Here is a 23,577-nt window from a genome sequence, read left to right as displayed (position 1 = left end):
TGGACCGAGACTTCTTCCCACATGTTCAACAGCGTCGTCGCGGCGAACCGAGCAGCGTTCGCGGCGTTCGGCGTCCAGCAGGACGAGGACGCCGCTGCCCCCCCTGCCGAGCGTATCGAACCGAACGAGGACCTGCCCGAGTGGCACGTCACGATCTCCGAGGACCACCCGGACGACCTGGGCGTCGGCGACCGCGTCGAGTTCACCAAGACCATCTCCGACGGCGACGTCAAGCAGTTCGCCGCCGCGAGCGGGGACACGAACCCGCTCCACCTCGACGACGAGTTCGCCGAGCAGACACGGTTCCGCGGTCGTATCGCCCACGGGACGCTCGTCGGCAGTCTCATCAGCGCGGCCCTCGCGCGCCTGCCTGGACTGACTATCTACCTCTCGCAGGACCTCGAGTTCCACAACCCCGTACGTATCGACGACCGTCTCACCGCCGAGTGCGAAATCGTCGAGGACCTCGGCGACGACCAGTATCGCCTGACGACGCGGGTCAAGAACGAGTCGGACGTCGTCATCGACGGCGAGGCCGTCGTCCTCATCGACGACCTGCCGAACTAACAGAACGAGCGCAGGGCCCGGTTGAACCGGTCCGGTCGCTCACGGGGTGGGCAGTGCCCGCAGTTCTCGACTATCTCTAACTGGCTCTCGTCTAGCGCCGCCGCCGCTCGCTTCGACCACGATTGCGGGAGGAGCGGGTCGGCCTCGCCGTGGACGAGGAGCGTCGGTACCGACAGTTCGTCGAGGCGGTCGGAGTAATCGGTCCGAAATCCCGTCCGCCCGAACTCGCTGCGTTGCCAGCGTCGCATCGCCCGCACGGTCTGCCGGTCGACCACCGCGTCCACGTCGTCGACGAGTTCCTGTGGGGGTTCGGTCGCGCCCATGCTCCGCAGTCCCGTCCTGATGGCCGGTTTCGAGGCGCTGACGCCCTGCCAGAGCATGTTCCCGAGGACCGGCGTCTGCAACACCCCGCTGGCGGCCGTCCGCCAGTAAGCGTCGGCACCCAGTCCGTAGCTATCGACGAGAGCGAGTCGCTCGACGTCGCCTCCGTCGAGTGCGTGGCCCAGCGCCAGCGCCCCGCCCATCGAGAGGCCGGCCATCGCCGGAGTCTCGATGTCGAGTGCGTCGAGGAACGCTTCGACCGTCTCCAGATAGTACGCCGTCGTGTACGCGCGGTCGGGTTTGTCACTCTCGCCGTGGCCCGGCAGGTCCGGCGCGTAGACGGTCCGCTCCTCGGCCAGTTCGGGGAGCGCGTGGCGCCACGAGACGGTGGCGGCGTCCAGCCCGATGCCGTGCAGGAACACCATCGGCGGTCCCTCGCCACCGGTGCGGTAGTGTACGTCCACGTCGTCGCCGTCGACCGTCAGGTCGAGGCGTTCCGACGTAATCTCGGCAGTCATCGCCCGACAGTCAGTGTTCGAGGGGGATGAGGCTTTCTCTCGTGCCCGTCGGTCACAGAATAAACTGTAGGCTGAGAGACGTTTCGAGCGGGCGAGACGGGACGCCGAGTACGATTCGACGGCCAACGACTCACGTGTCTCGATTGTTTCTCTCGTAGGCACCGTCTTTCGAGAGCCGTGCCTGTGCCCGCACGACAGACGGCGTCCGACACCGACCCGGTTCGCCGGCCACCTGCGGGACGGTGCAGTTGTTGCAACTCGCACACAGGGCGTCGTGGCCGTCCAGCAACCGGGCGCCGAGACGCGGTTCGGCGTAGAAGGGCCGCGCCATCCCGACCACGTCGGCCGCGGGTCCCTCCTCGTCGGCGCCCAGATACCGGTCGCAGTCGGCCCGCGTCCGCAGGCCGCCCTCCAGCATCACCGGCACGTCGACGCGCTCACGGACCCGACGGCAGAAGTCGGCGTTCCAGCCCGGTTCGTGGTCGAAGCGGCGCGCTTGCAGTCGGTTCAGGAACTCCACTGCTCGCGCGTGTGCGCGGCCACCGAACGCCGCCGCGTAGTCGTCCTGCAGGTCGCTGGCGGTCCACGCCCGGTCCGGGAACGCGCCGCGGACGATGCTCATGTCCCAGAACGTCGACACCTCGACGGGGACCAGTGCGTCGTAACCGATGGCTGCCAGTCGCTCGGCGACGTCGACACCGTCCGACAGCGCCAGGTGCCTTCGAACGAAACTGGGCGCGACGGTCTCGGCAGGCACCTTCGTCACCAGCGGCACGTCCCCGGCGTGGTCCCGGACGGCGTCGTGAACCGCTTCGAGGAAGCGGACGCCGTCGGCGAACTCGTCGGTCCGGTGGTTGTAGAACGGCGAGAGGAACTGCTGAATCAGGCTCATGTTCGCCGCCGAGAGGTGGATGCCGTCGTAGCCGGCGTCGACGGCGTAGCCCGCACACCGACCGAACTGCTCGGCGAGGTCGTACACCTCGTCCGTCGAGAGCACGGCCGGGTCGAGCGAAATCAGTCCCAGCCGGTCGAGCGCACGTAGCTGCCACGGCGGCCGGGAGACGGCCAGCTGTCGCTCCTCGGGATGGCGCTCCCGGTAGCCGGCGTGCCACGTCGCCATGCTCCGAAGCCCGCCGTGAGCGAGCTGTAGGAATATCTTGCCTTCGTGTGCATGAATCGCGTCGGTCAGCCGTTCGAGGCCCTCGACGAAGTCCGGGTCGTGGACGCGAGTCATGTTCGGCGCCGCACACCCGCCCTCCGGCGTGACGATGCTCGCACCCTGAAAGACGAGGCCGACGCCGGAGGCGGCGGTCGGTTCGAGTTCGTCGACGAGGGTGTCGACCGCACCGTCGCCGTTGCCGGCACACTCCAGTACCGGGGCGCGGTAGAGGCGGTTCGGCAGCGTGAGGCCGCCGACGGTCACGGGGTCTGTGAGCGTACTCATCGACGTCCCCGTGTGCGCTGCTGCGGGTCCATGTGTTCCCATAACGTACGGTTCGGCAAAACGATGGTGCTCGATGCCTCGCTACTGCTCTGCGGTCCGTTCCGTTCCCCGCGTCGCTTCGAGGACTCTCGCGGCGCTCGGTCCCGCTCGACGGCTCTCAGCCGTCGCCGCTCCGTCGAGGGCCGCGCTTCGCGCGCCCCTCGCTACTTCTCGACCGGCAACAGCGCCACCCGCTCGCGGACGGCGTCGGCGAGCGACCCGTCCGTGGCTTCGAGTTCGGTGTCGGTCACGCCGAAGAAGGAGCGGACGCGCTCGGGGTCGTACGTGCCGAGGACGTCGGCGGGTTCGAGGTGGGTACGCAGGTCGTCGGCCGCCCCGGCCTCGTCGCCGCCGACCACGACGGCGACGACCGGACACTCGCCCTCGCTGACGCCCATCTCCAGCGCGCGGTTTATCTGCCGGCGGCCGGCCGCGTACAGCAGTATCTCGACGCCGAAGTCGTCGGCGATGGTGTCGTCCCGCTCTCGGGCGCGGTCGGCCAGCGCCACGGCCCGTTCGAGGTGTGCGCGGTCGACGACGTAGCGCGCGTCGAACGCCTGCACCGTCGCGCCGTGTCGCTCGCCGACGGCGTCCAGTTCCGCGACGAACGCGCCTACGTCCGGAATCTCGGCGCGGCCCTCGACGACCCGCATCAGAAATCACCCAGACTGGACTGGTCCTCGCCGGTCTCGACGCCGTCCTCGTCCTCGCCGCCGTCCCGTGGGTCCTCGTCGAGGACGTCGACGTCTGGGTCCGGTTCGATACCGTCCATGGAGGGGTCGCGGTGACCGGCGTTCTCCAGTACGTTCTCGGCGGTCTTCCGGCGGCCCCGGAGCGCCGCCAGTACGACTGGCTTGGCGGCGTCGCGCAGTTCGGCGCGGTCGCCGATACCGGCCTCGAACAGGCGACGGGCGCGCTTCCGACCGACGCCGCGCACGCCCGCGAGGTCGACCAGTTCCTCGCGCACCCCGTGTTCGACGCGGATGCGGGCCTCGCTGACCGCGCGGGCGGCGTCGGTGTCTATCTCGCTGGCCAGCGACTCGGCGGCCCCCAGCAACCACTCGGCCGTCTCGACCTTCCCGCGGATGTCGCCCGGACCGACGCCGTAGCGCTCGGTGATGGTGTCCTCCTCGACTTCGTCCGCCCAGTCCTCCAGCAGGCGGGCGGTCTTCAGCGCCGACAGCCAGTCCTCGAAGCGCTCGTCCTCGAACTCCGAGGGAGTCGGGCCGAGCAGTTCGTCCTCCCGTTCGTACAGTTCCATCTCGTACTCCTCGCGGTCGCCGGAGCGCAGATAGAGTTGGTACATGTCCGGCGTCCGCGAGACGAGGTGATAGAGGCCCAGCGCCGAGATGTCGTCGGGGTCAGCCTCGCCCGCGGCGGCCTGTCCGTCGGCGAGTTCGCTCGCCGTGGTGAACCCGCCCTCGGCCGCGTCCGCGGTCGTCGACTCGGCGGCCGACCGCTGCCAGTCCCGGAGGCCGTCGATGATTTCGGCGGCGCTCATCGGGTCCAGATAGAGGCTGGAGACGGTGTGGCCCAGCGACGTGGCGTCGAGTTCGCCGCCGTCGATCTCCAGAAAGCCGTTCCGTTCGAGGTAGGTCAGCATGTCGTCGACCACACGTTCTAACCGCCCCGTCTCGTCGGTCTGACTGGCATAGAGCGTCTCTTCGAGGAACTCCAGCAGGCCAGACCGCGACCGGGCGAACCCGGAGGCGACGGTGGCGAGGACGTGGGTCCGCATCGCGGGTTCGGCGGCCAGTTTCGACCGCACCGGCTCCGGGTCGGCCCAGACGTACCGCTCGAACAGTTCGTCCAGTTCGTCGTGGCTGTTGGCGACGAGGACGGCCTCGCCGTAGGGGTCCAGTCCCGGCCGGCCAGCCCGCCCCATCATCTGGTGGACCTCCAGCACCGAGAGGGGTTGCATCCCGCCCGCGGTGCCGTCGTAGCGCCGCCAGTCCCGGACGACGACGCGCCGGGAGGGCGTGTTGACCCCGGCCGCGAGCGTCGGCGTCGCACAGACCACCTTCACGAGACGGTCCCGGAACGCGTCCTCGACGAGTTCGCGGTGGCCGCGGGCGAGGCCCGCGTGGTGGAAGGCCGCGCCCTGTTCGACGGCCTCGGCGAGGTCGTCGCTCGTCTCCGTGTCGCTCACGTCCCGAATCTCCGCGGCGACGTCCGCGAGTTCGGCCTCCTCCTCGCTCGTGAGGTGGGGGTGGACCGTACTGCCCAGTCGCCCCGCGGCGGCCTCGGCGTTGCGCCGGGAGTTGACGAACACGAGCGAGGACCCGCCCTCCTCGACGAGGTCGCCGTCCTCGTCGTAGTCGTCCTGCAGGGTGTCGCGGACGACGGCGGCGGTCGGTTTCTCGTTGTTCTGCACGGCGAGGCGCCGCTGACTCCCGTCTTCTAGGTGCAAGGCCTGCCCGTAGTGGACGCCCTTCTGCAACTCGATGGGGCGCCAGTCCGAGTCGACGAGTTCGGCGTCCAGCCACGTCGCCAGTTCGTCGGCGTTGCCGATGGTCGCCGACAGCGCCACCGTCTGCAGGTCGGGGTTCAGGCGGCGGAGTTTCGCCAGCGTCACCTCCAGCGTCGGGCCGCGTTGGCTGTCGTCGACGAGGTGGACCTCGTCGCTGACGACGCAGGTCAACTCTTCGAGCCACGGCGCATCGTTTCGCACGAGGGAATCGACCTTCTCGCTGGTGGCGACGACGATGTCCTTGTCGCCCAGCCACCCGCCGTCGGACTCGTAGTTCCCCGTCGAGACGCCCACGTCGAGGCCGTACTGCTCGAACTGCTCGAACTCGGCCTGCTTCTCGCTGGCGAGCGCCCGCAGGGGGACGATGTAGAGGGCTTTCCCGCCGCGGGCGACGGCGGAGAGCATCGCCAACTCGGCGACGAGGGTCTTGCCGCTGGCGGTGGGGATAGCCGCGACGATGTTCTGTCCCTGAGTGACCCCCGCGTCGACGGCCTCGGCCTGTGGGGGGTACAGTTCCTCGATACCGTCGTCGCGTAGGTGGTCGGGAAGCCAGTCTGGGACTCCCGGCAGGTCCGCAACGTCCATTACACCTCCGTTGGACCCCGCTCCGATTTAAACTGTCGTCATGAGTGCGGCCCCGAGGGGAACGCCTTTGGCCGTCACGGGCCAACCCGACTGTATGTACGTCGAATACGACCGTGACACCTGTATCGGGATGTTCCAGTGTGTCGCGGAGTGGGACGCCTTCGAGCGAGACGAGGACGCCGGCAAGGCGGTGCTGGCGGACAGCGAGGAGGAGTCCGAGGACCTGTTCGTGCGCGAGATACCCGACGACGCGGAGTTCGACGCGAAGTTCGCGGCCCGGGCCTGTCCCGTCGAGGCCATCACCGTCTACGACGACGACGGCGAGCAGTTGGTCCCCTGACGCCGAAACTGACAGGGGCTTGCCGTCCTCACTCCCGGTAGATGGTCCGCTGGCTCCTCCACCGCCTCGTACAGGGTGTGCCCGCCCTCCTGGCGCGTGCCGGACTGGTCGACCGCCAGAAGGCCACCGAGGCCACCGACCTCGCCGCGCCGGTGATGGTCACCGGCGGTCTCCGCATCCTCCTGCGACTGGCCGACTTCCTGATGGTCGGCGTCGCACTGGGCGACGCCGCCATCGCCGGCCTCGAACTGGGCTTTCAGTACTACTTCGTCGGCTTCGGCCTCTCGCTGGCGGTGTCCTCGGGTACCATCAGCGTCGTCTCCCGGTTGCAGGGGAGCGACCAGTCGGCCCGCGCCAACCTCGCGGCAAGCAGTCGCTGTGGATAGCGCTCCTCCTGTCGGCGCCGCTGACGGCCGTCTCGTGGCTCTACCCGGACGTGCTCGTCGGTGTCCTCGCCGACGACGCCGCCACTATCGACTTCGGCGCGACGTACCTCTCCATCGTGATGCTGTCGATGGCCCCGCGCTTCTGGAGCTTGGTCGCCTCGCGGGCGCTCGCGGGGAGTGCCGACACCCGCACCCCGATGTACGTCCGCCTACTCACGCTCCCGACCAACGTCGTGCTCAACGCCGTCCTCATCTTCGGACTCGGTCCGTTCCCGCGGCTGGACATCGCCGGGGCGGCCATCGGGACGGCCGTCGCCAACACGCTGGCGGCGACCATCTTCTTCGGCCTGTTGGCCTCCGGGCGGTACGCGGTGCGGTTGCCGCTGCGGGGCCCGCAGTTCGACCTCGGCCTGCTGACCGAAATCGTCCGCGTCGCCCTGCCGCTGTCGGGGATGCGCCTGCTCCAGACGTTCGCGCGGTTCCCGTTCCTGTTCGTCCTCGGGGTGCTGGGGACGCCGACGCTGGCGGCCTACGCCATCGGTCGGCGGGTGATGTTGCTGGCGCTGATGCCCGCGTGGGGGTACGCGACGGCGGCGTCGACGCTCGTGGGCCAGCACCTCGGGTCGGGCGACGAGTCCTCGGCGGCCGAGTACGGCTGGCAGACCCTCCGGGTGGCGCTGGCCGTCCAACTGGCTATCGGCGCCGTCCTCGTCGTCTTCGCCCGCCCCGTCGTCTCGCTCTTTGGCACGGAGTACCCGGGACTGGCCGCGCAGTTCGTCCGGGTGTTCGGCCTCATCGTCGCCGGGTTCTCCATCTCACGGACGATGCGGGGGAGTCTCCGGGGTGCCGGCGACACTCGCTGGCCGCTCTACGGCACGATTCTCGGCGGCTACTGTTTCCGTCTGCCCGTCGCGGCCCTCGCGCTTCCGGCGTCGTTCGTCGTGACGGTGCCGCTTGTCGGGGTGAGCGTCTCGCCGGGCCTCGGGCTCGGTCTGCCCGCCGTCTTCGTCGCCCTCGTCGGCGACTTCTACCTGAAGGCGGCGGTCAACACCGGCCGCTTCTGGACGGGGAAGTGGCGCGACGTGGCCCGCCGCTCCGGCGTCGGCGTGGCCGACGACTAATCGACTCTGGCCTCGGCCTCCACCTCGACGATGGCCCCCTCGGCGGCGAGTCCCGACACCTCGACCATCGTCGCCGCCGGTCGCACGTCGCCGAACACCTCCTCGTGAGCGCGGCCCACGTCGGTCTGGTGGGCCATCTCGGTGACGTACATCCGGGTGGCGACGACGTCGTCGGCGCTCGCCCCGAGGTCGTCCAGCGCGTCCGTGACGATAGCGAGCGCGTGTTTCGTCTGTTCGTAGGGCTGGCCGGGCGCGACCACCTCGCCGTCGTCGTCCGTCGCGATGGTCCCGGCGACCCGGACGGTGTCGCCGGCGCGTACCGCCCGCGAGTAGCCGACCTGCGATTCCCACTCCGTCCCGGTCGAGACGCGCTGTCTGTCCATACCGAGGCAGGGGTCCGGCAAGCGGATAGTCGTTTCTCAAGGTTTAATGCGGGGCCTGCGATAGACTCGGCTATGAGCACGGCAACGAAACTCGTCCTCGGGACAATCGCTGCGTCGGCACTGCTGTCACTCGTCATCGTCGCCAACCTGATCCTGTTCTCGGCCTGATGTTCACCGAGCGCTCGCTGGACGGAGAGTTACCCGCGGTCCGCGAGGCGTACGCCCCCGAGACGCTCGTCCTGAACTGCCAGCGGGACTTCGAGACGCTGGACTCGGCCGTCGCCGAGGAACTCCTCCTCGTGACGGACTCCGTCGACCCGCTCTCGTACGACCCCTCGTGGGTCCCCGAGGACGCCCCGGACCCGCTCCGTCGCTTCGCCGGGAGCGACCTCACCATCGGGATGCCCGGCGACGGCGGCGTCGCGTGGACCCACCAGACCGAGCCACCCTGCGTGTTCGTCAAGCCACGTCTCGAAACCTCGCCGTCGTCGTTCGTCGACTTCCTCGTCGCCGAGGCGCTCGTCGAGGTGGGGCTGGACGAACCCGAGCACTTCCTCGGCTTCTTCGGCGAGCGCTACCCCGAGTTCGCTCGCGTCACCGACCCACGACTCGGCCCTGCCGACACCTATCAACTCGCCGCGGCGCTGTACGACGCCTACCTCGGTATCCAGACCCGCGCCGCCTTCCGCGAGTGGGCCGAGGACTACCCCGCCCTGTACGACGCGTGGGCCGACGCCGGCGAGCGCCTCGAACCCCGCCTCTCGGACCTCGCGGGCGAGATTGCCCGCGGCCAGACCGGGTTCGCCGCGGCCGCGGAACTGGCCTGTAGCGCGGTCAAACACGGCGTCGACCTGCCGGCCCCCTTCGCCGCACTCGACACGGAGGCCTACCGCGAGTACGGCGCCGACTACGCGATTCAGTGGGCCGAGTCGACCTTCGAGAAACTGGAGTGAGAGTCGGCCCGGAGTTGGAAGAGAGTCGATACGGTTTCGACCCGCATGCGGCAGAGAGTCGGCCCGAACTTCGAAAAACGGCCTTTTACCCCCGCTACGTCGTCCCGACCGGGAGGTGCCCACCTCCCGTGACTCCCATGGACGAGCCAACTCCGACCCGACGACGACTCCTCCGCGCGATCGGGGCCCTCGCGATGGCCACGGTGGGTGTGGGGGCCACCGGCACCGCGGCCGCCGGGAGCAGTAACGCACGCGAGTTCGGACGCGTCTACGCCAACGACGTGCTGTGGCGGACGAACGTGGTTCGGCAACTCGACGAGCGACCGGACCCCGAGGACAAACTCTACTTCCTCCACGACGGCACTCGGCCTATCGTGGCCAACGAGGACGCGAGCGACGAGCAACTGTCCCCGTTCGTCTCTGAATCGGCCCCCGGTGACCGAGACTGGAACGGCGGCCAGTGGACCCACTTCGGCGCGAAGGTGACGGACGTCGACGCGTTCAACGCGGACGCACCGCTCTCGAACGACGCGGATATCCTCGACGCCGACTACGTCGAGACGGAACTCGGCCGCCCCGGCTTCGGCCCGCCGAACTACTTCGTCTGCCCGCTGAACGGCCGCGCGTAGGGCCGTTCAGCCCGCTCTCGTCGCGATACGTTTACGCCGACTGACAGCGTGTTACAGCCGCTCCAGCACCGCGTCGGCGTCGTAGTTGAGGCGCAGTTCCCGCGAGCGCCCGCGGCCTTCGACGTCGGTGTAGTCGGCGTCGATGATGCCCAACTGGTCGAGTTTGTTGATGATCTCCGAGTAGCGGGTGTAGCCCAGTCCGCTGGTGTCGTTGAACGCGTCGTAGATGTCGCCGGCGCGCTTGCCGTCGTGGTCGGCGATGACCTCCACGAGGGTCGCCTCCGAGTCGGACAGTTCCTGCAACCGTCGCGAGAGGTGGACGTACTTCGACTTGTCGTAGGCCGACTCGACGTCTTCGAGTTCGACCGACCGCGAGGCCCGCATCTCGGCGTTCATCCCGGCCCGGCGCAGGAGGTCGATGCCGACCCGCAGGTCCCCGCCCTGTTCTTCGGTGAGTTCGGCGACCCTGTCGAGGACTGCGGGCCCGACGACGCCCTCGTTGAACCCGCGCTCGACCCGTTCGTCGAGGATGTCCACGATTTCGGTCTGGTCGTACTTGTTGAAGTACACCTCCTCGGGCCGGAACACCGACTGCACGCGCGTGTCCAGCGCCTCGATGACGTCGAGTTCGAGGTCCGAGGAGACGCAGATGACGCCGATTTTCGCGCCGGAGTGGGCCTCGTGGGCCCGCAGGAGCGAGTACAGCGTGTCGCTGGCCTCGGACTCGTAGAAGAGATAGTTCACGTCGTCCAGCGCCACCACCAGCACCTCGTCTTCCTCGACGAGTTTGTCGGTTATCTGTGAGAACAGCTTCTTGAAGGAGATGCCCGAGGAGGGGGGTTCGTAGTCGAATATCTCGGCGAACAGCCGCGAGAAGACGGCGTAGCGCGTCGAGTCGACCTGACAGTTGACCCGGACCGCGCGCACGTCCGTCTGGGCGGTCAACTCGTCGAACAGAATCTGGGTCGCCGTCGTCTTCCCGGTGCCGGGCGGGCCGCGAGCGATGACGTTGAGCGGTCGCGACCCCCGGACGGCGGGGCGAAGCGAGTACTTCAGCGTCTCCATCTGGGTCTCCCGGTGTTTGAACGTCTCCGGGAGCCAGTCTATCTCGAAGACGTGCTCGTCCCGGAACACGGACTCGTCCCAGCCGAGCATCCCCTCCTCGGGGTCGTCGCTCATCACTTTCACCGAACTTCCCGGACCACTTAACCATTTGCCACCGATAGTGAAAGTGAAACTGCCAGTGGGCGTCCGGGCGCCTGTGGCCGGCGTGTTCCGGGGCGACTGCGGTCCGTCGTCGTCGGTCGCCCGGACGGTCAGTTTCGCGCCGGAGACACGCGTCCAGCAGACGGCACCGACGCCTAGTCGAACTTCCCGAGCAGACCGGCGTAGAAGCCGTCCTCGCCGTCGTCGTCGGCCAGTTTCTCGACGATGAGTTCCGGCGTCGACCGGGCGAGTTGCCCCTTGACCGGCGAGCGGTTCACCCGGAGTTCGCCGTCGACCAGCCCCTCCGCCTGGATGCCGTCGATGGTGAGGTCGGCGTCGGACGCCGCTACGATGTCCTCGGCGAGGTGCGAGACGAACACCCCGGTCGCCTCGCGGTCGGTCAGCGACTCGAGGATGCCGGCGACGATGGTCGCCGCCGCGCCGGGTTCCGTGATGGACTCCAGTTCGTCGACGAGCACCATCACCGGACGGTCGGCCGTGATGTCCGTGACCAACTCCCCGAACTCCCGGAGCGTCGACTCGAAGGCGCCGGCGTCCAGGGTCCCCTGCGTCTTCGCGTGGTAGTGCAGTTCGGCGACCCGGCCCACTCGCGCCGACTCGGCGGGGACGGGCAGGCCCATGTGCGCGAGCGTCGTCACCAGCGCCACCAGGTCGAGCGTGGAGGTCTTCCCGCCGCTGTTGACACCCGAGAGGACGGTGACGCCGTCGACGGCGTAGTCGACGGGTTCGACGGCCTCGAAGGGGACGTCCAGCAGGGGCGAGCGCCCGCCCTCGATGTCGAACCCCCCGTCGTCGGTGACCTCGGGCATCGTACACTCGAAGTCCGCCGCGAAGCGGGCGACGGCCAGCTCCACGTCCAGTTCGAGGGCGTTGGCGACCAACTGCTCGGCGTCGCCGCGCACGTCGGCGAGGTCGTCGGCCAGTGCGCGTTTCTGTCGGGTCGCGCGCTGGTCCCGGGCGGCGGTCAGTTCCTCGCGCAGGCGACTCACCACGTCCTCCTGTCGCTCGACGGGGTAGGTGGGTTCGTCGGGGAACGCCCGCCGGGCTATCGCCTCGGTGTCTCGCAGTTCGAGGGCGTCGACGAGGTGGTCGCGGGCCTGCTCGACGGCGGCGGCGTACTCGTCGGCCAGTTCCCGGCCCAGCAGCGAGTCGACGCCCGCGCCGCGTTCGACCAGCGAGAGGAGGTCGGTCCCCTCGATGGTCACGTCCCGTTCCTCGATGGCCTCCCGGAGGTGGTCGTTGGCGACGCTCTCGGCCGTCGAGACGGCCGCGTCGAGGTCGTCGACGGCCGTCGCCAGTCGGTCGAGTTCGTCGTCGCCGCGCACGCTGCCGTCTGCTTCCAGTCTGTCGAGCGCGTCGGCGAGCGTCTCGAGGTCACAGGGGGCCGCCAGCCCGGCGACGCGGTGGACCTCGGCGGCCGCGCGCACCCGGTCGCGATTGCGCGCGAAGAAGGTGAGGACGCGTTCGGGAACGACCGACGCGGGTTCCGCCAGCGCGTCCGGTTCGACGCGGACGTCGCCCTCGACGTCGACGCCGGCGAAGGCCTCGTCCAGCGCGACTACCGTCGAGTACGACCGGGCCAGTTCCGCGAGTTGGCGGGCGTCGTCGACGACTTCGACGCTCACCTCGGGGATGGCCTCCTGCGCCTCGGCGTAGCGCTCGGCGTCGCTCGTGGCGAGACAGCGGTCGCGGACCCGCACGTCGCCGGGGTCGGCCAGCGGTTCCACGCCCGACAGCGCCTCGCGTACGGCGGGGTCGGGGTCCCGCGCTATCGCGCGCTCGGTGAACTCGCGGACCTCCTCGATGCGACTTCGGACGCCGCTGGGGTACAGCGTCTCCAGTCGCTTCGCGGCGTAGTCGGTGACGGTCCGCTCCTGCAAGAGGCCGAGCGCCTCGCGGAAAATCTCTCGGGCGCGCGGCGTCGCCGCGAACCCGCCGGGGTCGTCGTGGTCCGCCCGGATAGCGCCCCGGGCGATGCGGGCGGCCCGCCCCTCGCTGACACCCGGTGCCTGCGAGAGGGTGGCGACGTCGCCGTCGCGCAGGGCGCGTTCGGGGTCGTCCAGTTCCCGAAGCGCCGTGGCCGTCTTCGCCCCGACGCCCGGCACCGATTCGAGTTCCATCTGTCCGCTCATTCGACGCCGACGAGAAAAAACCTCGCGTCACTCACAGTCCTCTCGACGCCGCCCTCGGTCCGACCCAAACGAGAAAAGTTATAGTGTTTAGGCTAACCTAAACAGAGTGTCGAAGATGGAACCGCAGGCAACGACTGTCGCTGTCGACACGCCGGCCCGTGACGAGGACTCGTCGCCGCAGGTCACGGCGCAGGAGACCGTTCCGGGGCGCACAGTGTTCACGGCGACCGACAACACGGACGGGTGGATAGCGACCGACCTGACGGTCGACGCCGCCGACGTCCGGTGACGAACAGCGCGACAGACGCTCGACGATTCGACAGCGAACGACCACCGATGACAGAGCCTACAGACGATACGACTACCGACGGCGAGAAGACCACGATTACGACCGGGCGGAACTTCGAGGAGGAGTACCGACTGCGCGCGGCCGACGCGGGCGAGTTCCTCGTCGACCTCGGCGAACAACTGCAGGAGACCGACGAACTCACGCTCGAAGGCGACGAGTGGGAACTCCCCTTCGCCTTCGGTGAGCCGGTGCGCCTCGAAATCGACTTCGAGGGCGTCGACGACCCGGAACTCGAAATCGAGCTCGAAATCCCGGGCCGCACCGACGAAACGGCGCCCGACGTCAGCTAACCGCGGTCGTCCCGTCTCGCCTACCGCGTCGCGGATTCGAGGACGAGCGTGTCGTCTTCGAGGTAGTGGTCGATGACGTGGGCGTGTTCCTCTAAGTCGACGAGTTGCTGCCGGAGCATCTCGCCCGTGGCGTGGTCGCCGAGGTTCTCGGCGAGGCTGATGTGGTCGCGGTAGCTCTCGATGACGTCGCCGTACATCTCCAAATCGTTCCCCAGCGATGTCCGGATGTCGTAGACGTCCTCGTCTTCGGCCTCGACGGACGCCGCCTCAGCGAGGGCCGGCATACTCGCGTGTGGGACGCCGCCGAGCGCCTGAATCCGCTCGGCCACGGCGTCGGCGGCCGCCTCTACGTCCTCGTAGGCCTCCTGTAACCAGACGTGGATGTCGTGGTGTTCGGCGCCCTCGACGTTCCAGTGGTGTTTGTGGAGCTGGTGGTAGAGGACGTACGCGTCCGCGAGGTCCCGGTTCAGCGCGTCGATAATCTGTTCGGCCTTGTCCGTGTCGAGACGGACGGGATTGTCCCCGACGGTGCCTGCCGTTCGACGGGTGAGTTGCTCTGTCGCCATGCCAAGTGTTAACAACACTGTCACTATACTAAACAGTTCCGTGTGGCTCGATTCTCGCGGTTTCCCGGCACGAACCGACTCTATGTACGGTACGTACACTTGCTCCTCACGACGCTAGCCGATAGTCCCCGTCTCCGAACGGACCGGTAGGGATGCAGAAAACCTATGGTCGCGTTGGCCGCCTTGCGAGATAGATGGCGACAGACGCCACCGACGTTCGCGGCCCGGTACGGACCTTCGCCGAGGACTACGGTCTGCTCGTCGTCGCCGGCCTCTTCGCCGTCCTCGGCGTCGTCGGCATCGCGCTGTACGTCTTCGGCGACACGGCCTACGCCCAGCGGCTCCTGGAACGGTACGGCCTGCTGGCGCTGTTCTTCGTCTTCGTCCTCGAAGGCGCGATGTTGCTCTACTTCGCGCCCAGCGAGGGCCTCGTTCCGGCCGCCGTCGCCGTCCTCGCGCGGACCGCCGGGGGGTACGACCTCCCGGCCGTCGCGGCCATCCTCCTCGTGGCCGTCCTCGGCGCGACGGCCGGCCAGACCGCGCTGTTCCTGCTGGCGAAACGCGGCGGCCGCGAGTGGCTCTTGGACCGGCCGTGGTTCCGCGTCGACGAGGCACAGATGGACCGCTTCGGCGCGATGTTCGACCGCTTCGGCCTGCTGGCGGTGCCGCTGTCGAACACGCTGCTGTTCACCCGCGGAATGTTGACGGTGCCGGCCGGCGTCGCCGGGATGGAGACCAAACGGTTCGTCCCGCTGTCGGCGCTCGGCACGCTCTCGTTCGAGGTTCTCCTCGCCGCGGCGGCGATGGGCGTGTTGGAACTGCTCTAGTCGACCGTCTCGATGCGCTCGCGGAGCCATGCCGCGGCCTGCCGGACGGACTCGGGGTCCTCGCCCGTCACCTTCACTCGACCCGGCGTGTCGTCCTTCCGGGGGTAACTGCCGACGGCGACGCCGAAGGACTCGCGGGCCTCCGTGACGACGCCGACGACGGCGCCCTCGGGGGCGGGCGTGTGGAGCGTCTCCGTCGTCCGGTCGCCGCCGAACTCGTCGGCGACGGTGGCGAACATCGCCTTCAGTTCCTCGGGGATACCGGGCATGACGTAGACGCCGTCTAGCACACAGCCGGCGGCGAAGCTCTCGTCGGTCAGGAGTGGCTCGGCCCCTTCGGGGACGCCCGCCCACGCGTCCAAATCGAGGTCCATGTCGTAGCGGTCGACCAGCTCGGGATTGTCGGCGGCGAACCGCTCGGCCTTCGCTTCGAGGTGAGCGCGGACGTCCTCGGGCACGACCAGCTCGCGGTCGAACGCCCGTGCGACCGCCGCCTTCGTCACGTCGTCGGGGGTGCCGCCGATACCCCCCGTCACGACGACGGCGTCGAACGCGTCGTGGTAGCGGGCGACGGCGTCGGCGATGACCGCCTCGTCGTCGGGGACGGTCAGAATCCGCGTGACCGTCGCGCCCGCGTCGCTCAACTGGCGGGCCAGCCACGTCGCGTTCGTGTTCTCGGTGTCGCCGGAGAGCAGTTCGTCGCCGACGGTGAGCAACGCTACGTCCATACCGGTCGGAAGCGAGCGAGCGAGGTAAGCGCGTTGCTCGTCAGGCGGCGACGGCCTCGGCCAGCAACTCGGTGAGGCCGACGATTTCGACGTCGTCCTCGTAGCCGCCCGTCTTGCGGCCGTCCTCGTACATCGTCATGCACATCGGGCAGGCGACGACGAACTTCTCGACCCGGTCGCCGGCGTCGGTGTCCTCCAGCGCCTCGCGCAGGCGCTCCTCGCTGGGTTTGGGCTCCTCGTCGAAGTCCATCCAGAGGCCGCCGCCGCCGCCGCCACAGCAAAAGGAGTCGGCGCGGTTGCGCGGCATCTCGTAGCGGTCACACCCGGTCGCGTCCACAAGGGCCCGCGGGGCCTCGAAGACGTCGTTGTACCGCCCGAGGTGACAGGGGTCGTGGTAGGTGACGGTGTAGTCGAGTTCGTCGCCAGAGAGGCCCAGCGCGCCCGACTCCGCGAGGTCGGCGACGACCTGCGTGTAGTGGAACACGTCGTCGGCGTCCCACTCGCAGGCCTCGAACTCGGGGTACTCGTTCCGGAAGGTGTTGAACGAGTGGGGGTCGGTCGTCACGATGGACTCGAACTCGCAGTCCTGTATGGCGGCGGCGTTGTCCTCGACCAGCATCTCGTAGAGGCCCTCCTCGCCGACGCGGCGCACGTCGTTGCCGTCGGTCTGTTCGGCCTCGTAGAGGATGCCGTACTCGACGTCGGCGGCCTCGAAGACCCGAGCCAGCGCTCTCGCCACCCGCTGGTTGCGCTCGTCGTAACTCGGGTAGTCGCCGACGTACCAGAGGTACTCCACCGACTGGTCGCGGGCGTCTGGCACGTCGAAGTCGAGGTCGTCGGTCCAGTCCGGCCGTCTGCGCTCGGGGTCGCCGAAGGTGTTGCCGTGCTGGAACACGTTCATCATCGCGTCCTGCACGTGCTCGTCCATCTCGCCCGACTCGGTGAGCCGTCGGTTCATCTCCGTGAACTGCGTGACGTGCTCGATGTCGACCGGGCAGGCGTCCATGCAGGCCATGCAGGACATACAGGACTCCATCGTGTGGGCGTCGATGACCGAGGTGCCGCCGTCGGCGACGATGGGCACCTCCTCGCCGCCGGCGTCTCGCGCCTCGCGGTAGCGCTTCAGGTCCAGAATCACGTTCCGAGGGTCCAGCGGCCGCCCGGACGCTTTCGCGGGACAGACCGACGAACAGCGGCCACACTTCGTGCAGGCGTCGTGGTCCAACAACTGCTTCCACGAGAAGTCGTCGATCTCGCTGGGGCCGATGTCCTCGGGGGCGGCGTCTTCGGGGACGCCCGGCAGTCGCACCCCCGCGTTCTCGTCGCGGGCGACGATGTTGCCGAACGAGGAGAGCATGTGGAACGGTTTGGCGTAGGGAATCCACGCGACGAACCACAGCGCCACCAGCGAGTGACTCCACCAGACGAACGGGTAGGCGGCGGCGGCCGTCTCGGGGGTCACGCCCGCGAGGACGAGGACGTCCTTGAGGAACCACCCGACGAAACTCACCGTCTCGAAGGAGACGTCACGGACCGTCGACGTCCCGAGGATACGGACGCCCTCGGTGAGGTAGCCGCCGACGCCCAGCACGAACAGCGCCCCCAGAAACAGGTCGTCTTCGCGGGACGTGTGCCGGTCGTGGAGTCGCTCCATGCGGCGGCCGTAGCGCCGCCAGAGGGCCACGCCGACGCCGACGACGAACAGCAGGCCCATCGCGTCCATCACGAAGGAGTACGAGAGGTAGAACCGACCGACGAAGAAGGAATCGCCGGTCAGCGGGCGGTAGAGGTCCATGTCGACGCCCAGAATCGTCGTCCCGATGAGCAGCGTCAGGAAGCCCCAGACGACGAAGGCGTGCATCACGCCCGCAACGGTGTCTCGGTCCAGTTGCTTGCGGTTCGACAGCGCCAACCGGGCCGCCGTGAACACCCGGTCGGGGAGGCTGTCCAGTCTGTCGAAGGGGTCCTCGCTCGCCCGCGCGTATCGCGACACGCGGCCGTACACGCCGTAGAGGAACACGAGGATAGCCAGCGCGGCCAGATAGTAGAAGACGGCTTTCCCCACGGGACCGATGCGCCAGAACGTCGGCCGCGTGGTCGTCTGCAGCGCGAGTGACATACACTACCACGAGGCACGATGACACTTGAAGCTTGGCACGAACCGTCGCCGTACCCGAGAATTTGTAAACGGTTGAAAGTTTCTGGCAGAATCGAGTCGCCCACCCAACACCTATATACGTCGGCGATGGAAGGTCCGGTCCGATGGACGAGAAGACCGAGGAACTCCGTGACATCTTCATGGACGTCGCCGAGGAGGGGACGGTCACGGAGTCACAGGAGGCCTCACGCGGGTCGCTGACCGACGTCGACGAGTCGACGGTCGCCGAGCGACTCCGGGAGGTGGTCGCCCGGATGCGGGACCGCTACGAGTTCCGCACCGACCTCGACACCGACGCCCTCGTGACGGTCGTCCGGGAGTTCTACGAGGGCCACGAGGACGACGCCATCGCGTCGGACCTCGGAGTCGACGAGTCGACGGTGTTCGAGGCCCGTCTCGACCTCCACCTCCTGCGTGAGGCCGACGACGCCGACGTCGCGTTCGACATGGCGGCGTTCCGCCGGCGGACCGTGGCCGGCGCGACGACCGACGAACTGGCCGCGACGTTCGACGTCGACGCCGACGACGCCGCCCACTACCGCCGCGTCGTCGAGGCCCAAGCCGCCAGCCGTCGGGTGAGTCACCGCTTCCAGAGCGAGTTCGAGGACGTCCTCACCGACGCCGGCCTCGCCACTCAGATGACCGCCGCCGTCCGCGAGAGCGGCCTCGACGAGGCGACCGAGGACATCGACTCGCTGGACTCGGACGCCGACGTCTCGATGTGACCCGGCGAAGCTTTTTGACCGAACGGGGGACCAGCGGCGGCTATGGCAGCCCACACCTTCCGCGAGTTGGAAACAGCGGCCTACTGCCCCCGGAAACTCTACTACCGTCGTCGCGACGGCCCGCCGGACGTCCCCGAGGGCGTCGGCGCGGTACGTGACCTCGCGTTCGACTACGAGCGGCTCCTGACCGACGACGCCGCCCTGCTGACCGCGCCTATCGAGGCAGACCCGACCACCGTCCGGAACCGCCTCCGCGACGCCCGGGAGCGTCTGGACGACTGGGACGCACTCGCCGACCCGGCCGACCGGGACGTCTACCTCTCGGGGAAGGACGCCCGTGGCGTCGCGCACAAACTCGTCCGGACGGACGCCGGCCCGGTCCCGTCGCTCGTCTTCGCCGGGAAGCCGCCCGAACAGGGCGTCTGGGGGCCACAGACTGTTCGACTGGTCGCGGCGGCGAAGGCGCTCTCGTGGGGCTGTGAGCGCCCCGTCGAGCGTGCGTACGCGGAGTACCCGGCCTACGGCGTGGTCCGGGACGTGGAACTGACGGCCCGGCGAGCGGGCGTCTACCGGCGAGCGCTCCGGACCGCCGAGAGCATCGACGGGCCACCGGCGCGGGCCGACAGCGACGCCAAGTGCGAGCCGTGCGAGTACCGCGAGGACTGCGGGGTGCGGACGCGTTCGCTCCGCTCGCTCCTCTAGGTCAGTGCTCGGCCAGCCACGCCTCGACGGCGTCGGCGTCGGCGCCCCGCCGGTGGATGGTCCCGGCCGACACGTCGACCACGGTCGACCCGGTGCCACCGGGCGTCTCGCCCGCGTCGAGGACGACGGCGGCCTCCGCCCGAATCGCGTCCAGTTCCGCGACGGTGGTCGCACTCGGGTTCCCGGAGACGTTCGCGCTCGTGGCCGTCAGCGGGGCGACCCGCTCCAGCAGCGCGAGCGCGACCGGGGCGTCGGGGACGCGCACCCCGACCCGCGACCCGCCGGCGGTCAGCACGTCCGGCACCGCCTCGCGGCGCTCGACCACGACGGTGACCGGGCCGGGGAGGAACTCGCGCATGAACCGCTCCTCGCGCTCGGTGGGTCGGGTGTACTCGAGGGCGGCGTCCACGTCGGGCACCGCCATAGAGACGGGCTTGTCCCGCGCCCGCCCTTTCGCCTCGAACACCCGCTCGACGGCGGCGGCGTCGGTCGCGACCGCACCCAGCCCGTACACCGTCTCCGTCGGGTACACCACGAGGTCACCGTCGCGGAGCGCCGCCGCTGCGGCCTCGAACTCGGTCTCGTCCGGTTCCGCCGACACGGTTACAACTGGGCTTCCACCGCGTCGTAGTCGGGGAAGGCGGGCCACTCCTCGCCGACCCACGCGTACTCGACGGTCCGGTCCGAGTCGAGGACGAAGACGGCGGGCCGCGGTTCCGCGAGGCCTGCCATCCCGTCGAGGTCCATGGCGATGCCGTACCGTTCGGCGACGCCGTTGGCCGGGTCCGAGTAGAGCCGGTAGTCGCCCTCGACGTTCCGCTCTTCGAGCAGGTCCTTGTGGGCGTACGGCGTCGAGATGGACAGGCCGACGACGGTGGCCCGTTCGTGCCACGAGCGGTCGCGAATCTCGTTCCAGATGTACGTCGCCGGGAACGCGCCGTCCATCGCGTGGAACACGAGGACGACGGGGCCCTCGCTCTCGGCACACAGCTCCGAGAGGGCGACGTCCTCCCAGAACTCGTCGTTGACCAGCGGCCGGGTGAAGTCCGGCGCTCGCTCGCCCGCCTCCGGGTGGTCGGCCTCGCCGAGTTCGACGACGTCGAATTCGAGGTCCATCGTTACGCGGCCTCCCCGTACGTGTTCTCGATGTACTCGACGATGTTCGCGCTCTCGCTCATCGTCACGCCCGTGTTCTCGTCGACGATGGCGGGGACGGTCCGCTTCCCGGAGAGTCGCTTGACCACGTCGCGTTCGGAGTGCATCGGCTCGACGAACCGCGAGCGGTACTCTAGCCCGTGTTCGTGGAGTTTTCGCACGACGCGCTCGCAGTACGGACACGCCTGCAACCGGTAGAGTGTGATGTCGGGGTCGCTCATACGCCCGTTCGTACGCCGGAGACGCTGGTAAGCGCTTCGGCGGTCCTGCCATGACAAGCCTTAATCCCCGGCGATTACAACTTCGACCGTTGATGGCTCTGGACCCCCCAGCGACGTTCGAGCTGCCCATAGCGATGCTGCAGGCCATCGAGGTCGTCGGCATCGCCGTTCCGCAGAGCGCCGTGTTGTTCGGTGGCATCGCCACCATCGTGTTACTCATCGTCCTGTCGGCCTTCTTCTCCTCGTCGGAAATCGCGATGTTCTCATTGCCCGCGCACCGGACCGAGGCGCTGGTCGAGGACGGCGTGCCGGGCGCGAAGACGCTCAAACAGCTCAAGTCCGACCCACACCGGCTCCTGGTGACGATTCTCGTCGGCAACAACCTCGTCAACATCGCGATGTCCTCTATCGCGACGGGGTTGCTCGCGATGTATCTCACGCAGGGACAGGCCGTCGCCGTCGCTACCTTCGGTATCACCGCTATCGTCCTGCTGTTCGGCGAGAGCGCCCCGAAGAGCTACGCCGTCGAGAACACCGAATCGTGGGCGCTGACCATCGCCAAACCGTTGAAGGCCGCCGAGAAGTTCCTGCTCCCGCTCATCCTCCTGTTCGACTACCTCACCCGCATCGTCAACAAGATAACCGGCGGCCGGTCGGCCATCGAGACGTCCTACGTCACCCGCGAGGAGATTCAGGACATCATCGAGACCGGCGAACGCGAGGGCGTCCTGGACGAGGAGGAACGCGAGATGCTCCAGCGGACCCTCCGCTTCAACGACACCATCGCCAAGGAGGTCATGACGCCGCGGCTGGACATGACCGCCGTCGCGAAGGACGCCACCGTCGAGGAGGCGCTGGAGACCTGCATCCACAGCGGTCACGCGCGCGTTCCCGTGTACGAGGGGAGTCTGGACAACGTCATCGGCGTCGTCCACATCCGCGACCTCGTGCGGGACCTGAACTACGGCGAGGCCATCCCCGAGGACATCGTCCTAGAGGACCTCATCGAACCGACGCTACACGTCCCCGAGTCGAAGAACGTCGACGACCTGTTGACCGAGATGCGCGCCGAGCGGATGCACATGGTCATCGTCATCGACGAGTTCGGGACCACCGAGGGGCTGGTGACGATGGAGGACCTCACCGAGGAGATCGTCGGCGAGATTCTCGAAGGCGAGGAGGAGGAACCCATCGAGTACGTCGACGACGACACGGTCACCGTCAAAGGCGAGGTCAACATCGAGGAGGTCAACGAGGCGCTGGAACTCGACCTCCCGGAGGGCGAGGAGTTCGAGACCATCGCGGGCTTCATCTTCAACCGCGCCGGCCGCCTCGTCGAGGAGGGCGAGACCATCACCTACGACGGCGTCGAGATTCGCGTCGAACAGGTCGAGAACACGCGCATCATGAAGGCCCGCGTCGTCCGCCTCGATCAGGACGACGCGGAGGTACCCGAAGCGGACGGCGACGCCGAGGAAGCCCAGCCGGAGTGACTCAGAACAGCGCGCTGACGCCGAGGAACAGGCCGTAACTCACGCCGAACGCCAGCACGAGCGACCCGACCCACGCCAACGCCGTCTTCCCCATCTTCTCGCGACTCACCTCGCCGCCGCCGGCGGCCGCGCCGGACCCGACGATGGCCGAGACGATAATCTCGTTGAACGAGACGGGGATGCCGAAGAAGACGGCCGTCTGCGCGATGAGGAAACTCGGGATGAGCGCCGCGATGGAGCGGCGCGGCCCCAGCGAGGAGTAGTCCTGTGAGAGGGCCTTTATCATCCGCGGCGCGCCGGTCCAGGACCCGAGGAGCAGGCCGAACCCACCGAACAGCAGGACGCCCGTGAGTGGGATGACGGCCGCTGGCCCCGAGTCGAGGAGCGGGAGCAAGGGGCCCAGCGCCAGTCCGACCTGACTCCCGCCAGCCGAGAAGGCGACGAGGCCGCCCAGCACCAGCAGGAAGTGGCGCTGGCCGGCCGCCTCGTCCGCGTTCACGTCCCGGTAGAGCAAGCCACCGCCGAGCACCGCGGCGAGAACCGTGAAGCCGACTATCGTCGGGAGTGTCGGCGTCTGGAGGGCGGCGGCGAGGGCCCCGGCGACCGAGGCCTGTGCCGCGCCGGGCGCCAGCAGCACGAACCGGACGTTCGCCAGCAGCGCCGCGACGAGGCCGCCGAGGGCGGGCACCAGCAGTCGCTCCGGGACGTCCTCGTGGCGCAGGAGCCACGCCGTCGTGAAGGCGATGCCGCCGCCGACGAACGGCACCGCGACCCACAGCGAGACGATTTCGACGTACTTCGCCGTCGCCGGTTGGCCCCCCATCGCGAGGCCGACGCCGACGACGGCCCCGGTGACGGTAAAGGCCGTCGCGATGGGGTAGCCGGTGAAGATGCCGATGGCGACGAGGACGGCGGCGGTGACCAGCGCGACGATGGCGGCGATGGCCGAGAGGCCACCGCCCTCGGGGAAGAGGACGAGGCCGCCACCGACCGTCTCGGTCACGTTCGCGCCCTGCAACACCGCGCCGGCCAACCCGAGAATCCCGACGAAGAAGCCGGCCCGCATCACCGATATCGCGTTCGCGCCGACGGCGGGCGCGAACGGTGTCGACCCCGAGGACCCCGCACCGATGGCCCACGCCATGAACAGACTCGCCGCCGACGCGACCACTAGCGTCACCAGCAGACTCGTCGCGACCATCTACACCCGCCTTTGCCCTTCCCCGCAATGAGGGTACCGTTCGCCGC

24 protein-coding genes and 1 pseudogene are annotated in these 23,577 nt (G+C 68.7%); 11 read left to right on the top strand and 14 right to left on the bottom strand.

Annotation, left to right across the window (positions count from 1 at the left end; translation table 11 throughout):
• Nucleotides 1-21 precede the first annotated feature (21 nt).
• Nucleotides 22-567 carry a MaoC family dehydratase gene (locus tag EGH21_RS05260; RefSeq protein WP_220617994.1) on the top strand — a complete coding sequence of 182 codons (546 nt, stop codon included), beginning with the start codon at nucleotides 22-24 and terminating at the stop codon, nucleotides 565-567.
• On the opposite strand, the gene EGH21_RS05255 is transcribed toward EGH21_RS05260, so the two are convergent.
• The 4 genes from EGH21_RS05255 to EGH21_RS05240 form a co-directional block, all read right to left on the bottom strand.
• Nucleotides 564-1,406, bottom strand: a complete 843-nt coding sequence (locus EGH21_RS05255; RefSeq protein ID WP_220617435.1) for an alpha/beta fold hydrolase — start codon at nucleotides 1,404-1,406, stop codon at nucleotides 564-566. The genes EGH21_RS05260 and EGH21_RS05255 overlap by 4 nt on opposite strands.
• A 130-nt stretch (nucleotides 1,407-1,536) precedes the next feature.
• Nucleotides 1,537-2,850, bottom strand: coding sequence for an oxidoreductase (locus EGH21_RS05250; RefSeq protein WP_220617434.1), 1,314 nt, complete (start codon nucleotides 2,848-2,850; stop codon nucleotides 1,537-1,539).
• 203 nt (nucleotides 2,851-3,053) lie between these two features.
• Nucleotides 3,054-3,542, bottom strand: coding sequence for a KEOPS complex subunit Cgi121 (gene cgi121, locus EGH21_RS05245; RefSeq protein ID WP_220617433.1), 489 nt, complete (start codon nucleotides 3,540-3,542; stop codon nucleotides 3,054-3,056).
• Nucleotides 3,542-5,944: an ATP-dependent DNA helicase gene (locus tag EGH21_RS05240; RefSeq protein WP_220617432.1), complete on the bottom strand. Its 2,403-nt coding sequence runs from the start codon at nucleotides 5,942-5,944 to the stop codon at nucleotides 3,542-3,544. The genes cgi121 and EGH21_RS05240 overlap by 1 nt, the downstream gene beginning before the upstream one ends.
• A 94-nt stretch (nucleotides 5,945-6,038) precedes the next feature.
• Between EGH21_RS05240 and EGH21_RS05235 the strand changes: the two genes are divergently transcribed.
• A complete protein-coding gene (locus EGH21_RS05235; RefSeq protein WP_220617431.1) occupies nucleotides 6,039-6,284 on the top strand; it encodes a ferredoxin in 246 nt (81 codons plus the stop codon).
• A 41-nt stretch (nucleotides 6,285-6,325) separates the two neighbouring features.
• A pseudogene (locus tag EGH21_RS05230) lies at nucleotides 6,326-7,791 on the top strand (MATE family efflux transporter).
• Here EGH21_RS05230 and EGH21_RS05225 read toward each other — a convergent pair.
• Nucleotides 7,788-8,174 (bottom strand): RidA family protein, encoded by a 387-nt coding sequence (locus tag EGH21_RS05225; protein WP_220617430.1) that lies wholly within the window; start codon nucleotides 8,172-8,174, stop codon nucleotides 7,788-7,790. The pseudogene EGH21_RS05230 and the gene EGH21_RS05225 sit on opposite strands and share 4 nt — an antisense overlap.
• Nucleotides 8,175-8,341: 167 nt before the next feature.
• On the opposite strand from EGH21_RS05225, the gene EGH21_RS05220 reads away from it, so the two are divergent.
• Together EGH21_RS05220 and EGH21_RS05215 are read left to right on the top strand one after the other, a co-directional pair.
• Nucleotides 8,342-9,127, top strand: a complete 786-nt coding sequence (locus tag EGH21_RS05220; protein ID WP_220617429.1) for a DUF7089 family protein — start codon at nucleotides 8,342-8,344, stop codon at nucleotides 9,125-9,127.
• Between the two features lie 137 nt (nucleotides 9,128-9,264).
• Nucleotides 9,265-9,756 carry a hypothetical protein gene (locus EGH21_RS05215; protein WP_220617428.1) on the top strand — a complete coding sequence of 164 codons (492 nt, stop codon included), beginning with the start codon at nucleotides 9,265-9,267 and terminating at the stop codon, nucleotides 9,754-9,756.
• Nucleotides 9,757-9,807: 51 nt separating this feature from the next.
• Here EGH21_RS05215 and EGH21_RS05210 read toward each other — a convergent pair whose 3' ends face one another.
• Both EGH21_RS05210 and EGH21_RS05205 read right to left on the bottom strand, forming a co-directional pair.
• Entirely contained in the window at nucleotides 9,808-10,935 is a 1,128-nt protein-coding gene (locus tag EGH21_RS05210; protein WP_220617427.1) for an ORC1-type DNA replication protein, read from the bottom strand.
• Between the two features lie 182 nt (nucleotides 10,936-11,117).
• Nucleotides 11,118-13,103 carry a helix-hairpin-helix domain-containing protein gene (locus EGH21_RS05205; RefSeq protein WP_220617426.1) on the bottom strand — a complete coding sequence of 662 codons (1,986 nt, stop codon included), beginning with the start codon at nucleotides 13,101-13,103 and terminating at the stop codon, nucleotides 11,118-11,120.
• A gap of 127 nt (nucleotides 13,104-13,230) precedes the next feature.
• Between EGH21_RS05205 and EGH21_RS05200 the strand changes: the two genes are divergently transcribed.
• Together EGH21_RS05200 and EGH21_RS05195 are read left to right on the top strand one after the other, a co-directional pair.
• Nucleotides 13,231-13,404: a hypothetical protein gene (locus EGH21_RS05200; protein ID WP_220617425.1), complete on the top strand. Its 174-nt coding sequence runs from the start codon at nucleotides 13,231-13,233 to the stop codon at nucleotides 13,402-13,404.
• A gap of 47 nt (nucleotides 13,405-13,451) precedes the next feature.
• Nucleotides 13,452-13,754, top strand: coding sequence for an amphi-Trp domain-containing protein (locus EGH21_RS05195; protein WP_220617424.1), 303 nt, complete (start codon nucleotides 13,452-13,454; stop codon nucleotides 13,752-13,754).
• 20 nt (nucleotides 13,755-13,774) lie between these two features.
• Here EGH21_RS05195 and dpsA read toward each other — a convergent pair whose 3' ends face one another.
• On the bottom strand, nucleotides 13,775-14,320 hold the full coding sequence (gene dpsA / locus EGH21_RS05190) for a DNA starvation/stationary phase protection protein DpsA (RefSeq protein WP_220617423.1): 546 nt from the start codon (nucleotides 14,318-14,320) through the stop codon (nucleotides 13,775-13,777).
• Nucleotides 14,321-14,514: 194 nt separating this feature from the next.
• Here dpsA and EGH21_RS05185 point away from each other — a divergent pair, with 194 nt between their 5' ends.
• Complete coding sequence (locus tag EGH21_RS05185) at nucleotides 14,515-15,147, top strand: DedA family protein (protein WP_220617422.1); 633 nt, start codon at nucleotides 14,515-14,517, stop codon at nucleotides 15,145-15,147.
• Here the strand turns inward: EGH21_RS05185 and EGH21_RS05180 are convergent.
• Together EGH21_RS05180 and EGH21_RS05175 are read right to left on the bottom strand one after the other, a co-directional pair.
• A complete protein-coding gene (locus EGH21_RS05180) occupies nucleotides 15,144-15,875 on the bottom strand; it encodes a competence/damage-inducible protein A (RefSeq protein ID WP_220617421.1) in 732 nt (243 codons plus the stop codon). The two genes, EGH21_RS05185 and EGH21_RS05180, sit on opposite strands and share 4 nt — an antisense overlap.
• Nucleotides 15,876-15,915: 40 nt before the next feature.
• The gene (locus EGH21_RS05175; RefSeq protein ID WP_220617420.1) at nucleotides 15,916-17,994 is read right to left on the bottom strand and encodes a (Fe-S)-binding protein; all 2,079 of its coding nucleotides are present in this window, start codon (nucleotides 17,992-17,994) and stop codon (nucleotides 15,916-15,918) included.
• A 143-nt stretch (nucleotides 17,995-18,137) separates the two neighbouring features.
• On the opposite strand from EGH21_RS05175, the gene EGH21_RS05170 reads away from it, so the two are divergent.
• The gene (locus tag EGH21_RS05170) at nucleotides 18,138-18,758 is read left to right on the top strand and encodes a conditioned medium-induced protein 4 (RefSeq protein WP_220617419.1); all 621 of its coding nucleotides are present in this window, start codon (nucleotides 18,138-18,140) and stop codon (nucleotides 18,756-18,758) included.
• A 42-nt stretch (nucleotides 18,759-18,800) separates the two neighbouring features.
• A complete protein-coding gene (locus EGH21_RS05165) occupies nucleotides 18,801-19,460 on the top strand; it encodes a CRISPR-associated protein Cas4 (RefSeq protein ID WP_220617418.1) in 660 nt (219 codons plus the stop codon).
• A 1-nt stretch (nucleotide 19,461) separates the two neighbouring features.
• On the opposite strand, the gene EGH21_RS05160 is transcribed toward EGH21_RS05165, so the two are convergent.
• From EGH21_RS05160 to EGH21_RS05150, 3 genes are read right to left on the bottom strand one after another with little or no spacing between them, the layout of a single operon-like run.
• Nucleotides 19,462-20,061 carry an L-threonylcarbamoyladenylate synthase gene (locus tag EGH21_RS05160; protein WP_328765329.1) on the bottom strand — a complete coding sequence of 200 codons (600 nt, stop codon included), beginning with the start codon at nucleotides 20,059-20,061 and terminating at the stop codon, nucleotides 19,462-19,464.
• A gap of 2 nt (nucleotides 20,062-20,063) precedes the next feature.
• Nucleotides 20,064-20,576 (bottom strand): redoxin domain-containing protein, encoded by a 513-nt coding sequence (locus tag EGH21_RS05155; protein ID WP_220617416.1) that lies wholly within the window; start codon nucleotides 20,574-20,576, stop codon nucleotides 20,064-20,066.
• 2 nt (nucleotides 20,577-20,578) lie between these two features.
• Entirely contained in the window at nucleotides 20,579-20,836 is a 258-nt protein-coding gene (locus EGH21_RS05150; RefSeq protein WP_220617415.1) for a glutaredoxin family protein, read from the bottom strand.
• 92 nt (nucleotides 20,837-20,928) lie between these two features.
• Here EGH21_RS05150 and EGH21_RS05145 point away from each other — a divergent pair, with 92 nt between their 5' ends.
• Nucleotides 20,929-22,329, top strand: coding sequence for a hemolysin family protein (locus EGH21_RS05145; RefSeq protein ID WP_220617414.1), 1,401 nt, complete (start codon nucleotides 20,929-20,931; stop codon nucleotides 22,327-22,329).
• A 1-nt stretch (nucleotide 22,330) separates the two neighbouring features.
• Here EGH21_RS05145 and EGH21_RS05140 read toward each other — a convergent pair whose 3' ends face one another.
• Nucleotides 22,331-23,530: an inorganic phosphate transporter gene (locus EGH21_RS05140; RefSeq protein ID WP_220617413.1), complete on the bottom strand. Its 1,200-nt coding sequence runs from the start codon at nucleotides 23,528-23,530 to the stop codon at nucleotides 22,331-22,333.
• Nucleotides 23,531-23,577: the final 47 nt, after the last annotated feature.

Source organism: Haloarcula rubra (genome assembly GCF_019599465.1).
Classification (GTDB): Archaea; Halobacteriota; Halobacteria; order Halobacteriales; family Haloarculaceae; genus Haloarcula; species Haloarcula rubra.
The sequence above is the reverse complement of the archived record's forward strand: the minus strand, read 5'-3'. Positions and strand labels throughout refer to the sequence as shown.

What these genes read in the sequence shown, in the direction of transcription:
- EGH21_RS05250 (WP_220617434.1), bottom strand. Translation starts at nt 2,850, where the DNA reads ATGAGTACGCTCACAGACCCCGTGACCGTCGGCGGCCTCACGCTGCCG.
- EGH21_RS05180 (WP_220617421.1), bottom strand. Translation starts at nt 15,875, where the DNA reads ATGGACGTAGCGTTGCTCACCGTCGGCGACGAACTGCTCTCCGGCGAC.
- EGH21_RS05220 (WP_220617429.1), top strand. Translation starts at nt 8,342, where the DNA reads ATGTTCACCGAGCGCTCGCTGGACGGAGAGTTACCCGCGGTCCGCGAG.
- EGH21_RS05140 (WP_220617413.1), bottom strand. Translation starts at nt 23,530, where the DNA reads ATGGTCGCGACGAGTCTGCTGGTGACGCTAGTGGTCGCGTCGGCGGCG.
- EGH21_RS05165 (WP_220617418.1), top strand. Translation starts at nt 18,801, where the DNA reads ATGGCAGCCCACACCTTCCGCGAGTTGGAAACAGCGGCCTACTGCCCC.
- EGH21_RS05255 (WP_220617435.1), bottom strand. Translation starts at nt 1,406, where the DNA reads ATGACTGCCGAGATTACGTCGGAACGCCTCGACCTGACGGTCGACGGC.
- EGH21_RS05210 (WP_220617427.1), bottom strand. Translation starts at nt 10,935, where the DNA reads ATGAGCGACGACCCCGAGGAGGGGATGCTCGGCTGGGACGAGTCCGTG.
- EGH21_RS05195 (WP_220617424.1), top strand. Translation starts at nt 13,452, where the DNA reads ATGACAGAGCCTACAGACGATACGACTACCGACGGCGAGAAGACCACG.
- EGH21_RS05225 (WP_220617430.1), bottom strand. Translation starts at nt 8,174, where the DNA reads ATGGACAGACAGCGCGTCTCGACCGGGACGGAGTGGGAATCGCAGGTC.
- EGH21_RS05170 (WP_220617419.1), top strand. Translation starts at nt 18,138, where the DNA reads ATGGACGAGAAGACCGAGGAACTCCGTGACATCTTCATGGACGTCGCC.
- EGH21_RS05205 (WP_220617426.1), bottom strand. Translation starts at nt 13,103, where the DNA reads ATGGAACTCGAATCGGTGCCGGGCGTCGGGGCGAAGACGGCCACGGCG.
- EGH21_RS05145 (WP_220617414.1), top strand. Translation starts at nt 20,929, where the DNA reads ATGGCTCTGGACCCCCCAGCGACGTTCGAGCTGCCCATAGCGATGCTG.
- dpsA (WP_220617423.1), bottom strand. Translation starts at nt 14,320, where the DNA reads ATGGCGACAGAGCAACTCACCCGTCGAACGGCAGGCACCGTCGGGGAC.
- EGH21_RS05260 (WP_220617994.1), top strand. Translation starts at nt 22, where the DNA reads ATGTTCAACAGCGTCGTCGCGGCGAACCGAGCAGCGTTCGCGGCGTTC.
- EGH21_RS05240 (WP_220617432.1), bottom strand. Translation starts at nt 5,944, where the DNA reads ATGGACGTTGCGGACCTGCCGGGAGTCCCAGACTGGCTTCCCGACCAC.
- EGH21_RS05185 (WP_220617422.1), top strand. Translation starts at nt 14,515, where the DNA reads ATGGCGACAGACGCCACCGACGTTCGCGGCCCGGTACGGACCTTCGCC.
- EGH21_RS05155 (WP_220617416.1), bottom strand. Translation starts at nt 20,576, where the DNA reads ATGGACCTCGAATTCGACGTCGTCGAACTCGGCGAGGCCGACCACCCG.
- EGH21_RS05150 (WP_220617415.1), bottom strand. Translation starts at nt 20,836, where the DNA reads ATGAGCGACCCCGACATCACACTCTACCGGTTGCAGGCGTGTCCGTAC.
- EGH21_RS05215 (WP_220617428.1), top strand. Translation starts at nt 9,265, where the DNA reads ATGGACGAGCCAACTCCGACCCGACGACGACTCCTCCGCGCGATCGGG.
- EGH21_RS05235 (WP_220617431.1), top strand. Translation starts at nt 6,039, where the DNA reads ATGTACGTCGAATACGACCGTGACACCTGTATCGGGATGTTCCAGTGT.
- cgi121 (WP_220617433.1), bottom strand. Translation starts at nt 3,542, where the DNA reads ATGCGGGTCGTCGAGGGCCGCGCCGAGATTCCGGACGTAGGCGCGTTC.
- EGH21_RS05175 (WP_220617420.1), bottom strand. Translation starts at nt 17,994, where the DNA reads ATGTCACTCGCGCTGCAGACGACCACGCGGCCGACGTTCTGGCGCATC.
- EGH21_RS05200 (WP_220617425.1), top strand. Translation starts at nt 13,231, where the DNA reads ATGGAACCGCAGGCAACGACTGTCGCTGTCGACACGCCGGCCCGTGAC.